The organism is Thiobacillus sp. 65-1402, assembly GCF_001897685.1.
Taxonomy (GTDB): domain Bacteria; phylum Pseudomonadota; class Gammaproteobacteria; order Burkholderiales; family Thiobacillaceae; genus Thiobacillus.
On the sequence record NZ_MKUG01000039.1, the window covers coordinates 1 to 13,441 of the forward strand.

The window sequence follows — 13,441 nt, forward strand, 5'->3', positions numbered from 1 at the left end:
CATCGCGGTGGGCGTCGTCGCCACCGTGATCATCGTGCGCCTGCTGAAGCGCCACGCGCACGAACCGGGGCTGGCATTTTCCCTGGCGCTGGTGCTCGGCGGCGCACTCGGCAATGTGATCGACCGCGTGGTGCTGGGGCATGTGGTGGACTTCCTGTATTTCCACTATCGTGGCTTTGCCTGGCCGGCGTTCAACGTGGCGGATTCCGCCATCAGCATCGGCGCCGCCCTGCTGATCTGGGACAGCCTGCGCGGCAAGCCCGCCGCAGCGGGCCGGCCATGACCGTGCGCAGCGTCGCCCCGGGCGACACCCTCCAGCTCCGCTACGCGCTACGCCCACGCGGCGGCGACGATCTCATCTCCAACTTCGACGATGCCGAAGCGGACACCGTGACGCTCGGCGACGGCACCCTGGCGCCGATGCTGGAGCAATGGCTGATCGACCTGGTTCCCGGCGAGCGCCACGTGTTCCTGCTCGATCCCTGGCAGGCCTTCGGCGAAAGCCAGCCCGAACTGATCCAGACCCTGCCCAAAACCGATCTGCCGGCCGATACGGCATTCGAAGTCGATCAACTGGTCGAATTCGCCATGCCCAACGGCCAGACCCTGGCCGGGCACATCCTGGAAATCGGCGACGAGGCGGTGAAGGTCGACTTCAACCATCCACTCGCCGATCTGTCGATTGAGTTTGAAGTGGAAATCGTACGCATCCTCTGAGACGGGAACCCTCATGACATCCACCATCCTTCTCGCCAACCCGCGCGGTTTCTGTGCCGGGGTCGACCGCGCCATCGCCATCGTCGAGCGCGCGCTGGAAAAATTCGGCGCGCCGATCTACGTGCGCCACGAAGTCGTCCACAACACCTTCGTCGTCAACGACCTCAAGGCCAAGGGCGCGATCTTCGTCGAGGAACTCGACGAAGTGCCAGCCGGCGCCACCGTCATCTTCAGCGCCCACGGCGTATCGAAGGCGGTGCGTGCCGAAGCCGAGGCACGCGGCCTCAACGTTTTCGACGCCACCTGCCCGCTGGTCACCAAGGTGCACGTCGAAGTCAGCAAGATGCACGACAAGGGATACGAGATCGTGATGATCGGCCACAAGGGCCACCCCGAAGTCGAAGGCACGCTGGGGCAGTCGGAAAGCGGCATGCATCTGGTGGAAACGCCGGAAGATGTCGCCAGCCTGCAAGTCGCTGACCCCGACAAGCTCGCCTACGTCACCCAGACCACGCTGTCGGTCGACGATGCCGCGCGCGTGGTCGGCGCCCTGCGCGCACGCTTCCCCCTCATCACCGGGCCGAAGAAGGACGACATCTGCTACGCCACGCAGAACCGCCAGGACGCGGTCAAGGCGCTGGCGCCGCAATGCGACGTGGTGATCGTGGTGGGGTCGCCGACCAGCTCCAACTCCAACCGCTTGAGGGAAGTCGCAGAGAACCTGGGAGTGCCCGCGTATATGGTGGACAACGCGTCGGAAATCGATCCGCAGTGGGTGGCCGGAAAGAACAGAGTAGGACTCACCGCCGGCGCCTCAGCACCGGAAATTCTGGTGCGCGCTGTTATCGATCGGCTGAACCAATTGGGCATCGGCACCGTAACGAACCTCGATGGCGCTCAAGAGAGGATTGCGTTCGCCTTGCCGAAAGGCTTGGGGATTTGACCTCAGATCGCCGCAGTCCGATCATCGACGCATCCAAACCTTGATACCCTACGCAGCATGGCGAGCCAAAGAACGTGAGGTCACGTCGGCCAAGGCATGAACCTGCCGCCCCTGCCGCCGTGCGGGCCTGGTGTCTTGACTGAAGCTGGCTTCGAAGCGCTGCATTGGTCATTATTGGGCGTAAAAACGCGCCTGCCCCGGAAATCATGGCCTACGCCAGCGCAAACTACTATGTTGCGCTTACTCACGATCCGTACTTCAACGCGATTCTCGCCGCGCCCCATGGCGACAAGCCCCGCGTCGTGCGAATCCGTTCCGAAGAGCTTAACCCTGACGCAATTGCCAAGCAGATCATCGCTTGCCTTGCGCCAAATGAAAACCGAGCCGACAGACGACGCCTTGCTCACCATTGACCCGAACCACACACGCCTGCGCCTGGTTGCCCCTGCAACACAAAGAATAACCGCCCAATACGCGGGCCGCGTATGCACCCATCGAGTCTAAAAGCCTCATCTCCACTGCGTACCGTGGGCGGTGCGCCTTGAGGCCGAAGCGCGCGGCCTCAATGTATGCGACGCCACCCGATCATGGACAGGATGCGAGTGTGACCTTTGCTGTGCGCGGCCTGCCGGTACTGCTGATAACGATCTGCCTTCCGCTTCCCGAGCCGTCCGACTCACTGCACAAAGTCAGCGTTCCGGCCTGGAAGGCCCCGGAGGTAAGCTTGCTCGCGCCACTGGGTGCGTAGGAAATGTATTTGGAAACCAAGGTGTTGCCGGTGAGCCTAAGCCCGGCCTGAAAAGCCTGTCTGGCCTGGATTACCGTTTCGCCCGAATCCACCACTGCATTGTTGTTGGCGTCATGAAACACCAGCCACCCCTGGTGCCAGCCACCACCGACGGCGCAGGATGTTCCCGTTACCGACGTGCATACCACCACACGCGAACTGCGTTTGATTGCCTCGCTGCGCGCCAGATGCAAGGAAGAAAGCAGCTCATTGGCGGCACTCGTCAAGTGGCTGTTACGCGTGAAAGCAGCAAAGCCGGGAATACCAATCCCCAGCAGGATTGCGGAAACAGCCAGCACCACCATCAGCTCCAGCAGCGTTACACCCGACTGTTTCATATCGCCCCCTGTCCACTCGTGATTCTCAGAGTGACACTTGGGGCGGAAACGAGCTATACAACTTTAGTTGTAGGTCCGCCAAAAAAAAACACATAATCATTTGAATTAACACGACAATGTATTTTCATTCCGGTTGAAACCCGGAGTCAGGCATTACCCTTACGCTGTTAAATTGGATTTATCTGAACACGGCGGAAGCTTGAAAATGCGCAAGAACCTGCACCTGAGCCAGGCCTGGCTGCAAAAAATATGCTTTGGAGCGTCAAGCTATTGTCCAAGGACGTACACTAAGCTTCCGGACGAAGTTCCATTCAGGGACACGTACTAGCGCTAGCGACTTTCGTCACGCTTGGTCTTCCGGTTAGGCTGACGGTGATAGTTCTTTTCGATGTGCCGATCGTCGGGGTGGCGCGGCAAAGAGTCAGATTGGCGGGGGTTGCTCCGACACCGGTCGGCTGGAAGACGATGCTGGTTGCATCCCCCGAAAGCAAGAACCCATTGGGCAACGCGGCCTGCGTGTAAATTACCGAGCCCCCAGCCAGAATCACCCAGCCATCTTTCCAGGCGCCGGTACAACTGCTGCCGTTTGACGAGGCACACAGCGTCGCTGTCGCGTTGCGCTTAATCGCCTCGCTGCGCGCCAAATGCGCGCTGGCCACAAAATTATTGGCAAGCGTATTGAGCTTGCTGCTCAGTGCGGCATTCTGAAAAGAGGGAATCGCTAGCGCCGCCAGGATAGCAGCGATAGCAATCGTCACTAAAAGCTCAACCAAAGTAAAACCACGCATCATCATGAACCTGCGACTCACCTTTGCAGCGAATCTAATGCGAGCTTCCCGAGAGCTTTCGTGGCGATAGCTCATTTCTGGATATACCAATAGACGCGTTCCTTATTGCCGGTCACGCCACTTCCGCTCGTCTTTAATTTCACTTCGACTGGCGATTCCGGACTGGCCCCAATAATGAAAGGCACTGTCATGGGCTGTCCGGTCGCAGGATTGGCTACCGTCACCATACCCGATACCGGAGAGGGTGGTAGCCCTCCACCTGAGACTTGCGCATAACGGCTGCCAGCCTGCCCAACCGGCGACGCATCCAGGTAATTGATGTTGTATACCTGAGCTGTTCCAAGGGACGAGGTGCAAGCATTCGCGTCGGGTACTGTAGGGATATGCGTACTGAATGTCACCTCACCAAACACAACCACAGCAGAGGTCACTACCTGCTCCTTATCGCTGAAGGTTAAATACCAGCCCTTCTTGGCATCAAGGTCAGTTGCTGAAGGATTACCCCCGTCATTGCTGATCCCGAGCAAAGAATCCTGGCACAGAAAATCCCCCCCACAAATGGTCGACTCACTGGAAAGCCAAGTGTTATCCGAAGGTTTGTCTTTCAGCATGAAAAAAGCATTGTTCACACTGGTTGTCGCCGTATTCGAATTGAGTGGATGCTCGCGATCTCCCGACCCCATCAGTACCGCATTGAATGTTGGAGCCACCACTACCTCAGGTCCGAACAAAAACTTACGGTTGGAGGTTCCCCCCGCGCAGCCCGACGGCGTTCCGCAGCCGAGCGAAGCGATCCTGGTGAATGCCCAGTTGGTGGGCGACTCCGTACCGAAGGTAATCCGATAAACGTTACCTCCCGTATCGGTCAAATAAGCGTATTCTGCCAACCCAGTTGATGAGTTTGGCACTATGGTGACGTCGCCTACCACACTACGCGTAGTATTGAATGTCCTCAATAGCGTTCCCTTGCTCGCATCAAGCACATAGACCCGATTTCCCTTCGGCGAAGTGCAGCTATTGTTGGTTGTGCCGTTATCGGTATCCTCGCAAGTATCGTAGCCGCCGCCCACAATTAGCATCGGTGAGTCACCCGACCCGTAACCAGCTGCCTTGAGGCTTTTGGGGGCGGACCAAGTTTGGCCAATTTGCTCGAAACCCGTCATGCAACCGGTGTCATCGCCCAAACCCGTCGTGCATCCCTTGCGCCACAACAAGCTTGGTGATTCCGGCGTGCTGACATCAAACGCGTAAATCATGCGCCCACCGCGCCGCTGGCTCGCATAAATCCAAGTATTGGTATTGTCTTTGTAGGCCGTAATCGGCCCATCGAAGAAATAGGGTTTAGCCGTGGCGTCACCCGCACTCGGAAACGTGATGAGCAACGAATTATCGTAGATTCTTTTCAGCTTGCCGTATTGATCGGGCGCGATGAAAGACCACAATTCACTGCCTGCGTCTGTCCCCGTCTGATTACCATTGATTGCGTGAAGCATGCCATCGTTGGCGCCATAGAACACCACCACACCTGTGCTGCCACCATAGTCCACTGCCACCGGGCGCGAATGCACCACGTCACCCAGCGCCGACGGGCGCATCTCTGTCACATCCTTGTCGCCATCCTCATCCTTGACATCGGTGCCGCGTGCCCAATTGATGATCTTGGTACGTTGAGTGGCATCGGCAGCTCCCAGGGCTGCGGCCGTAATACCAAGATTTCCGTCCACGAAATCGTCGAGGCTGCCCGCCGCGCAGGTGCCGCAGGTTTTGACAGTGCGCGATGCCGGCGCAATAGCCCGCAGCATGTATCCTGCCGCTCCTTTTTCCACCACTTCGCCGTCCGGCGTATTGGACCAGATCGAATTTGCAACAGCCGTACAAGACCCCTTTGCTTCTGAACCTTTATAGTCCCAATAGCTGTCCACTGTCGCCGAAGTCCAGAAACTGCGTGCGCATTGGGTAATGAAACCAGTATTGTTGTTAATTGCCAATTCATCATTGGCATCGACCAGGTTGAGTGCAAAACCGCTGCCCTGCACGCTGGCCTTGAACTTGTACTGCTTCAGGTTGCCCTTCCAGCTCGGCTTGGTGTCGATGTCCGGCCGGAACATCCCGATGAAAACCTGATTAAGGTAAGTGCCTTGCGTATTCACGCTCACCGGCAAGCTGGCCGAGGCGAACACGCTGTTGACGGCCTGGATTTCAGCGACGATTTGATCGAACGCCGCCTTGATCTTGGCGCCCACATCGGCTGCGCCAGCCGACCCCACATCAAAATACTTACCCTGGCCCTCTTCGGCCATACTCTGCAGCAATGCCTTGTAATCAGCAGAATACTGACCTGCGACCGTAGGTACTACGTCGATCACATAGGTGACGACAGGATTGGTGGTTTTATTGGCAAGATAGCGCGCCCACTCATCTGCGATTTCAGACTGCATTCCACTGGGCGTCAACGGAATCGTCGTCGTCTTGCCTCCAGCTGCAGCAAGATGATTGGTGGCTGTCGTGTTGTCGCTATTATTTGAGCTCGACTTGCCGTTACTCAGGAATATCACATAATTTTTCTTACAGACCGAGGACGTGGGGGCCTGATAGATCGTTGCATCGCTCGATGCCAACGCATTGCCAGGCAGCGTGTACACGGCATTGGCCGCCGCCGTTCCGGATGCATTGCCTGTGAAATCGCGTTTTTTCTTGTTGGCGCCCGCATAGGCGGTGCTGCTGGAAAAATAACGGTTGACCTCCGACATCGTCAAACCAAGCTTGCCGTTATTTGACTTGTCGTTGTTTACATGAAAGTCGAGGACAAGGTTTTTATATAGCGTTTTATTCGCCTCCGACATGGTGCGCACCGCAGCGCGCACATAGGCGCCGTCCGGATTGCCATTGCCGCTGCCTGTTTCGGTATACATCATGAAGCCAAGCCGGAACTTGTTATTTTCAAGACCATCCACGGTCGAAGCAAGTGCTGCCATTTCAGCAGTGAATGCCGTACTCCAGTTTGCGGTATTGTCTATGACGATCAGCACATTGGGCAGATCGGTGCTTGCCGCATCCACCCCGGTAAAAAGGTCGATGTCCTCTGCATGTGCAAATGGCATGGCGAACAGCAAACCGGCTGCAAGGCAACGTGCCAATTTCGGGAATTCCATCTTCCTGCTCCTCTGAGTCGGCATGCTCAAACGCATGCCGATGCCGCATACTGCGTTTGGGTAAGACGCTTACGAACCCCCTGCCAGATAGTCACCGCTGCGCCGGTATTCGTGCTACTGACCCGAGCTTCAATATCCCATACGGTGTTGTAATCGATCGTGCTCGGCACTCCCGATGTCACGCCACTGAGCGTGGCTACGCTGGTAGAAATCGAAACCGCCTGAACACAAACGGGCGTCATGACGTTGACGGTGTAGTCATTGGTTCCATCCTGATCAATGTCGACCGGAATGGTCGAACTCACGGGCAGCGTGGTGAAATCGGAACTGATGATTTGCTCAATAGCCACATTGGCAGCAGCGATCGCCTCATCGCGGAATTGCATGTTGCCAACGGATTTGAGGTTACCGCTGCTCAGCATGAAAGCGGAAGTGACAACCAGCGTCAGCAATACCAGCATGATCAGGCCCACGATGAGGGTGGCACCTTGCTGGGCACGTCGCGTTGCTGACATCATCATGGCGTCTCTCTCCGTCCGGACGGGTTGACAAGGCGAACGGTGGTGGTGAAGACGTGGCGCTTGAAGCCGTCGTTGAATGGTCCCATGGAGCCCGCGCTGCCCAGGGTATAGACCTTAGTATCGGTATAGCCCGGCGTGATTTCTGAACTGCGCGCCAGGACATGGATCCGGACGGCGACAACATTGGCTGCAGCACAGTTTGCAGCGCTAATACAATTCAAACCCGCGCTATTGACGAAGGTATCAGGAATGCCATCCCCGCGGTTCACCGCGCCCACATAGCTCACTGCCGCACCATTCTTACCGAGATTATCGATACCGTATTCAATTCTGAATCCTTCTATTCCTTCAATCAGAGGTTGCGCAGCTTGATGTTCACCACCGGCAAACTCAGAGCGCATCAGGGTGGGAATACCGTCGCCCACAGCGACCGAATAGTCGCGTATGTAATAAATGCTGGAGATGAACTTGCGCGTCACCGCAATATCGCCCGAACTGACCGGCAAGACAGCGGGCGAACAATTTTTCTTGTGCAGAACATGTCCACTACTAGCGAGAACGAAGCTTTGCGGTGGTGTGGCATTGATTTCCGCATTACATTGCGATGCCTGGAAGCAAACCTCCCCACCGCAGGCGGTTCCCGCGCTGGGCTCGGCATGACGAACGACAAGCACATCCGTATCGGCCTGCTGGTTGGTCACTGTCGCACAAGCCCCGACATCAGCCTGTACCGGAATGCCGATGAGGTTATTGCGGTCGGCCGCGACCCAGGTTCCTGGCGCTTTGCAGGGGTCGGGTATTGCGTTAGGCATGTCGTCCGGCGCACTCACGTTGCGATCCTCGAATCGTGGGACAAAATCGCCCCAGAATCCGGCGTGAACAAGGTCATCCTGCAACAATTGAATGGCGAATCGACCATTCTCGATCTGCCGGTTCATTTTCGCCATCTCGTTATTGGCACGGGTGACATTGAGAAAAAGCGCGAGCAGAGCCCCCACGATCACCATGCCAATGGCAATCGCAATCATCAATTCGATCAGGGAAAGGCCTTGGGCATGCCGGGGTGCATGCCATTTTCCGATAGTCATGTTCACGTCAGATTCCCGATGCGGACGACCGTGGTGATGACGCGACGACAGAGATCTCCCGTGCAGGCCAAGCCTGCCGCGCCATTGTAGAGGCCTTGTCCGCAGGCAGGGGCAGGTGCCGAGATGGGTGTCATGCCTTGCCAGGCCACCGAAACCAAGTATTGGCCGCCGCCAATGTCCTCGATACAGCCACGGCCACCGACCATAGCGCCAACGTTGCCGCCACCCAGCGTCTCCCCTGCACCCTTAAGAGCATTGCACCACTCTCCGACATCGGTCTGTTGCCGGGTGGCTGTGGCGGTGGGGCAGGCTGCCGTGCCGCCCAGCGGGGCGGTGGTGGGGGCGGCGGCGGCATAACTCGATGCATTGGTCCGATTGGTGGCGATACGGCTGGCCATATCGTTCAACAGGACAAGCGCCTGAGCGCGTTGATAGGCTTCCATTTCGGACGATTGCAAGCGCGCCTGCAATCCGGCCAAGCCCAGCAGCCCAATGGCCAGAATGACGATCGTGACCAGCACTTCGATCAAGGAAGTACCACGCTGAGCACTAGGAGGTGACGAGGACCGGTTTATTTCCATTTTGCGGCGGGCCCTTTGACGCCTTCGCTATTGAGGGTGAGATTGCCATCGCTGGCCTGCGAGCCTGTGGCGGTGAAAGTGATAGTGAAGTTTGGCGGCGTCGCCACGTTGTTCGCCACGAGCCCTGCCGTGTATTTCGCCCCCACTTCAGGGGGAAGCGAATAGCTAATGTCGCCCAAAGTCGACGCGTAGCTTCGATTGGCCAGAAAGAACTGCTGCTGCCGATTTGCGATGTCCATCATCTGCGCCTGCGCGGCGGCGCGGTGTCCGCGAATAACGTATTGGGTGTAAGACGGATAGGCGATAGACGCCAGAATGCCAATGATCACCACGGTGATCATCAACTCAATCAGGGTGAACCCGTTTTGTCTGCCTGACTTCATGTCTCTTCCCTTTTATACGCTCTGAATCCTAATCACCGCGCAAGCAAGCCGCCACGTTTGTCCGATGACTGGCGCCTTTGGGCGAATGGGCGGGCACACATTTAAAAGCTATCTCTCACGAGGATTGCACTAACCGCTTATTACGGCACACGGCGCGAATTCTATAGACCTCGTGCACGACTGCAGCATGGCGAGTTCGGGAAAACCCCCTAAAATTACGCGATGAAGAAAATCTGCTTTCCCAGGGCGCCAAAAGGGGCCGCAGCTTGACCGGGCATACGCTGGTAGTGGGGGCAGGGATATCGGGGCTGAGCGTTGCGCTGGCTTTATTGCATCGTGGTCACGGGGCGAGCGTGCTGGAGCGCGGTGCCGTGGGCGGCGAATCATCGTGGGCGGGCGGCGGAATTTTGTCGCCGTTGCTGCCGTGGAATTACGCGGAACCGGTTTCCGCGCTGGCCTTGCGGTCGATGGCGGCCTATGCGGACTGGGTAGCGAACATCGAGGCGATATCGGGACGCGATGCTGAGTTCTGGCGTTGCGGCATGCTGGCGCTGGATGTGACCGCGCCGGAGCAGGCGCTGGCCTGGTGCGCAACGCACGGGATGGCGGCGCAGCGGGGCTATCCGGACGCACTGCATCGGCTGCCCGATACCCTTAAAGTAGCGCTGAAGCGTTCACCCTTCGTCATTGCGGGCGAAATGAAGCAGTCCGGAATGCTTGCGGAATCAGCGCCCGATGGATTGCCACGGCTCTTTGAGCCTCGCGATGACGGAATCAACCAGCGCATCCTTAACAAGGATGGCCACATTTGGCTGCCCGACGTGGCGCAGGTGCGCAACCCGCGTCTGGTGGCAGCATTGCGTGCGGCGGTGCTGCGGCTGGGCGGAAAGATACGCGAAGAATGCCCGATCACCGGGGTACTAACGCAGGGCGGACGGGTGACAGCGGTGCGGACCAAGACGGACACTTTCCCGGCCGACAGCGTAGTGCTGGCCACCGGGGCATGGTCCGGCCTGGGGCTGGCTGGACTCGCTGCCATGCCGCAGATCCGCCCGATCCGCGGCCAGATGCTGCTGTTCAAGCTGGAACCCGGTGTGCTCGACACGATCCTCTACCGCAACGGGCTGTATCTGATTCCGCGCCGCGACGGTCATGTGCTGGTGGGCAGCACGCTGGAAGACGCCGGCTTCGACAAAACGACCGACGCAGCCACGCACCAGCGGCTGCATGCCGAGGCGGCCGAACTGCTGCCCATCCTGGCGGATGCCCGGCCGGTGCGGCACTGGGCCGGACTGCGCCCCGGCTCGCCCGGCAACATCCCGGTCATCGACCGCCATCCCGATTTCGACAATGTATTCGTCAACGCCGGGCATTACCGCTACGGGGTGACGATGGCGCCGGCTTCGGCGGAACTTCTGCTCGATCTGATGGAAGGCAGGACGCCGGCGCTCGATCCCGCGCCGTATCGCTGGCAGGCGGCGCTTGAGCGGGCATGGTCCGCATGTTTTTAGCCCGGATATCCATTGCGGGCCGAACACCGTTGTGGAGGCGGCGCCCTCACTGCGAATGTAAGCACCCTGCGGCTTGAATGTGGCATCAGCGGTTTTATCGCTACCAAATCGACGGGTTTCAATTCGCGCCGAATCAATAGGATAATCGTCTCGTCCACCAATCTGGTCACTTGCCATGTCACAAGCCCACGTCCATTCGCGGATTGATGAAGCCGACTACCTGAACCGCGAGGAAACCGCGACCGGCAAACATGAGTTGGTCGACGGCGAAATTTTCGCGATAGCGGGCGCGAGCGAGCGGCACAACCACATTGCGCTCAATATTGCTTTCCATCTGCGCAGCGCCACCCGCGGTAAAACCTGCCGTGCGTTCATGGCCGACATGAAGCTGCGGCTTGCCAGCGGCTCGACGTATTATTATCCCGACGCGATGCTGGTGTGCGACCCGGCTGACGACCACCCGATCTACAAACAGTCGCCCAGCCTCATCGCAGAAGTGCTGTCCCCCGCCGCTGCCAGCATTGATGTGCGCGAGAAATCAGCGGCCTATCGCGGGTTGGCAGGCCTGCGCTATTACCTGCTGGCCGATTCGGAACTGTGGGCCAAGGTATGTTTTCGCGATGAACACAGCGCCTGGTTCGAACAGGAACTCTCGCCTGAAGACCGGCTGGATGTGGCGTGCGGTGACGCCCGCCTCGCCCTGTCGCTGGACGGTTTGTACGAGGACACGGGGCTGCTCGTTGTCTGAGGCGGCCGGCAAGCGCCCCCCGCTGTTCGTCTGGGTCGTCAGCGATGGCAAGCCGGGCCACGTCAATCAGTCGCGCGGGCTGGCCGAGGCGCTGGCTCGCGCCGTCCCCGTCGAAACCCATACCCTGCGCGCCCTGCCCGCCTGGCGCGCCTGGCTTGCGCTGCTGCTGAAACGCCTTCCCGGCGACACACTGCCCAGGCCCGACCTGATCATCGGCGCCGGGCACTCCACTCATCTGACGCTGTTGGCCGCGCGGCGGGCACGCGGCGGGCGCAGCGTGGTGCTGATGAAGCCGAGCCTGCCGCGCCGCTGCTTCGATTTGTGCATCGTTCCCGAACACGACGGCATTGCGGAAGATGCGCGCACGCTGGTGACCGCGGGTGCGCTGAACCGTATCCAGCCAGCGGCGGCACGCGATGCGGGCCACGGCTTGATCCTGCTTGGCGGCATCTCGCCGCATTTCGAATGGGACAGCGACGCAATCCAGGTGCAGATCAAAGGCATTCTCGCACGCACGCCCGACATGGAGTGGACGCTCACCACCTCGCGCCGCACCCCGGCGGATTTTCTGGCGCAGTTGCCGTCCTCCCCCAAGCTGACGGTCATCCCCCACACCGCCACCTCGCCCGACTGGCTGCCCGAACAACTGGCGCGATGCGGCACGGTGTGGGTGACGCCCGATAGCGCCTCGATGGTATTCGAGGCATTGACGGCAGGTGCGGCGGTCGGCGTGTTCGACCTGCCGGCCAATCCGAAAAGCCGCGTCGGCCAAGCGATCGCGCAGCTCGCCGACGCGCAGCGCATTACCCGCTTCGTGCACTGGTGCACGCACGGCAAGCTGCATCCCAACCCTCACCCGCTGGCCGAGGCAGACCGCTGTGCGGCCTGGATTCTGGACTGGCTGAAGAAAAAAACGTAGCTAATGGCTGAGCAAAAAAACCTGACTGTCCTGCAACTGTTGCCCGCGCTGGAATCCGGCGGAGTGGAGCGTGGCACACTTGAAATTGCACACGCATTGGTCGAGCGCGGCCACCGGGCGCTGGTGATGTCGGCGGGCGGGCGGCTGGTCGCGCCGCTGGTTGCATCCGGCGCCGAGCACTTCGCCTGGCCGATCGGCAAAAAATCGCTCAAAACGCTGCTGCTCGTCCGCAGGCTGCGCCGCTTCCTGGCCGAACAGAAAGTGGACATCCTCCATGCGCGCTCGCGCGTGCCGGCATGGATTGCATATCTTGCCTGGCGCGGCATGAACCCGGCAACGCGCCCGCGTTTCGTCACTACGGTGCACGGCATGTATGGCGTCAACGGCTACAGCCGCATCATGACGCGCGGCGAAGCTGTGATCGCCGTCTCCGACACGGTGCGCGACTATATCGTGCAGAACTACCCCGACACGCAGCCGGAGTGCATCCGCGTCATCCACCGCGGCGTCGAAGGCAGGGTCTATCCGCACGGCTGGAAACCCGATCCTGCATGGCAGAACACATTTTTCGCGCAGTTCCCCAACGCTACGGGCAAGCTGATCCTCACCCTGCCCGGCCGCATCACCCGACTCAAGGGGCATGAAGCGTTTATCGAACTGATCGCACGGCTGAAGCGCCGCGGCCTGGGCGTGCATGGCTTGATTGCCGGCGGTGCGTCGGCCTCCAAGCAGCGCTATCTGCAGAAGCTGCGCTACCGTGTGCGCAGCATGGGGCTGGAAGCCGACATCAGCTTCACCGGCCAGCGCGACGACCTGAAAAACATCCTGGCGATTTCCAGCCTGGTGCTGTCGCTCTCCTCCCAGCCCGAATCGTTTGGCCGCACCACGCTGGAGGCGCTGCGGCTGGGGGTGCCGATGGCAGGCTTCGATCATGGCGGGGTGGGGGAAATCCTACGCACCATCTA

Annotated in this window: 15 protein-coding genes; 8 read left to right on the forward strand and 7 right to left on the reverse strand. The window is 59.4% G+C overall.

The features are described from left to right. From lspA to BGO62_RS03205, 4 genes are all read left to right on the forward strand, one after another. On the forward strand, positions 1-283 hold a 283-nt coding region (gene lspA / locus BGO62_RS03190; RefSeq protein ID WP_296639236.1), incomplete at its 5' end, for a signal peptidase II. After that, positions 280-717, forward strand: a complete 438-nt coding sequence (locus tag BGO62_RS03195; protein ID WP_296639239.1) for an FKBP-type peptidyl-prolyl cis-trans isomerase — start codon at positions 280-282, stop codon at positions 715-717. The genes lspA and BGO62_RS03195, both read left to right, overlap by 4 nt. Beyond that, positions 689-1,660: a 4-hydroxy-3-methylbut-2-enyl diphosphate reductase gene (gene ispH, locus BGO62_RS03200; RefSeq protein WP_296639258.1), complete on the forward strand. Its 972-nt coding sequence runs from the start codon at positions 689-691 to the stop codon at positions 1,658-1,660. The genes BGO62_RS03195 and ispH overlap by 29 nt, the downstream gene beginning before the upstream one ends. Before the next feature lie 206 nt (positions 1,661-1,866). Beyond that, a complete protein-coding gene (locus BGO62_RS03205) occupies positions 1,867-2,073 on the forward strand; it encodes a hypothetical protein (protein WP_296639260.1) in 207 nt (68 codons plus the stop codon). A 172-nt stretch (positions 2,074-2,245) separates the two neighbouring features. Here BGO62_RS03205 and BGO62_RS03210 read toward each other — a convergent pair whose 3' ends face one another. The 7 genes from BGO62_RS03210 to BGO62_RS03240 all read right to left on the reverse strand — a co-directional run bounded on the left by BGO62_RS03210 (position 2,246) and on the right by BGO62_RS03240 (position 9,298). Beyond that, a complete protein-coding gene (locus BGO62_RS03210; RefSeq protein WP_296639262.1) occupies positions 2,246-2,785 on the reverse strand; it encodes a GspH/FimT family pseudopilin in 540 nt (179 codons plus the stop codon). Between the two features lie 311 nt (positions 2,786-3,096). Continuing rightward, entirely contained in the window at positions 3,097-3,579 is a 483-nt protein-coding gene (locus BGO62_RS03215) for a GspH/FimT family protein (RefSeq protein ID WP_296639264.1), read from the reverse strand. 65 nt (positions 3,580-3,644) lie between these two features. Beyond that, positions 3,645-6,725 carry a PilC/PilY family type IV pilus protein gene (locus BGO62_RS03220; protein ID WP_296639265.1) on the reverse strand — a complete coding sequence of 1,027 codons (3,081 nt, stop codon included), beginning with the start codon at positions 6,723-6,725 and terminating at the stop codon, positions 3,645-3,647. Between the two features lie 26 nt (positions 6,726-6,751). Continuing rightward, a complete protein-coding gene (locus tag BGO62_RS03225) occupies positions 6,752-7,246 on the reverse strand; it encodes a pilus assembly PilX N-terminal domain-containing protein (RefSeq protein ID WP_296639267.1) in 495 nt (164 codons plus the stop codon). Next, entirely contained in the window at positions 7,243-8,334 is a 1,092-nt protein-coding gene (locus tag BGO62_RS03230) for a PilW family protein (protein WP_296639282.1), read from the reverse strand. Before BGO62_RS03230 ends, BGO62_RS03225 begins: the two co-directional genes overlap by 4 nt. A 2-nt stretch (positions 8,335-8,336) precedes the next feature. Continuing rightward, complete coding sequence (pilV, locus tag BGO62_RS03235) at positions 8,337-8,915, reverse strand: type IV pilus modification protein PilV (RefSeq protein ID WP_296639269.1); 579 nt, start codon at positions 8,913-8,915, stop codon at positions 8,337-8,339. Further along, the gene (locus tag BGO62_RS03240; RefSeq protein WP_296639271.1) at positions 8,906-9,298 is read right to left on the reverse strand and encodes a type IV pilin protein; all 393 of its coding nucleotides are present in this window, start codon (positions 9,296-9,298) and stop codon (positions 8,906-8,908) included. The genes pilV and BGO62_RS03240 overlap by 10 nt, the downstream gene beginning before the upstream one ends. A 266-nt stretch (positions 9,299-9,564) precedes the next feature. Between BGO62_RS03240 and BGO62_RS03245 the strand changes: the two genes are divergently transcribed. The 4 genes from BGO62_RS03245 to BGO62_RS03260 all read left to right on the forward strand — a co-directional run. Beyond that, positions 9,565-10,809, forward strand: coding sequence for an FAD-dependent oxidoreductase (locus tag BGO62_RS03245; RefSeq protein WP_296639274.1), 1,245 nt, complete (start codon positions 9,565-9,567; stop codon positions 10,807-10,809). A 175-nt stretch (positions 10,810-10,984) separates the two neighbouring features. Then, the gene (locus BGO62_RS03250; protein WP_296639276.1) at positions 10,985-11,557 is read left to right on the forward strand and encodes a Uma2 family endonuclease; all 573 of its coding nucleotides are present in this window, start codon (positions 10,985-10,987) and stop codon (positions 11,555-11,557) included. Next, a complete protein-coding gene (locus tag BGO62_RS03255) occupies positions 11,550-12,476 on the forward strand; it encodes a mitochondrial fission ELM1 family protein (RefSeq protein ID WP_296639278.1) in 927 nt (308 codons plus the stop codon). The genes BGO62_RS03250 and BGO62_RS03255 overlap by 8 nt, the downstream gene beginning before the upstream one ends. A 3-nt stretch (positions 12,477-12,479) precedes the next feature. Further along, a partial coding sequence (locus tag BGO62_RS03260; RefSeq protein WP_296639280.1) for a glycosyltransferase occupies positions 12,480-13,441 on the forward strand: 962 nt, incomplete at its 3' end.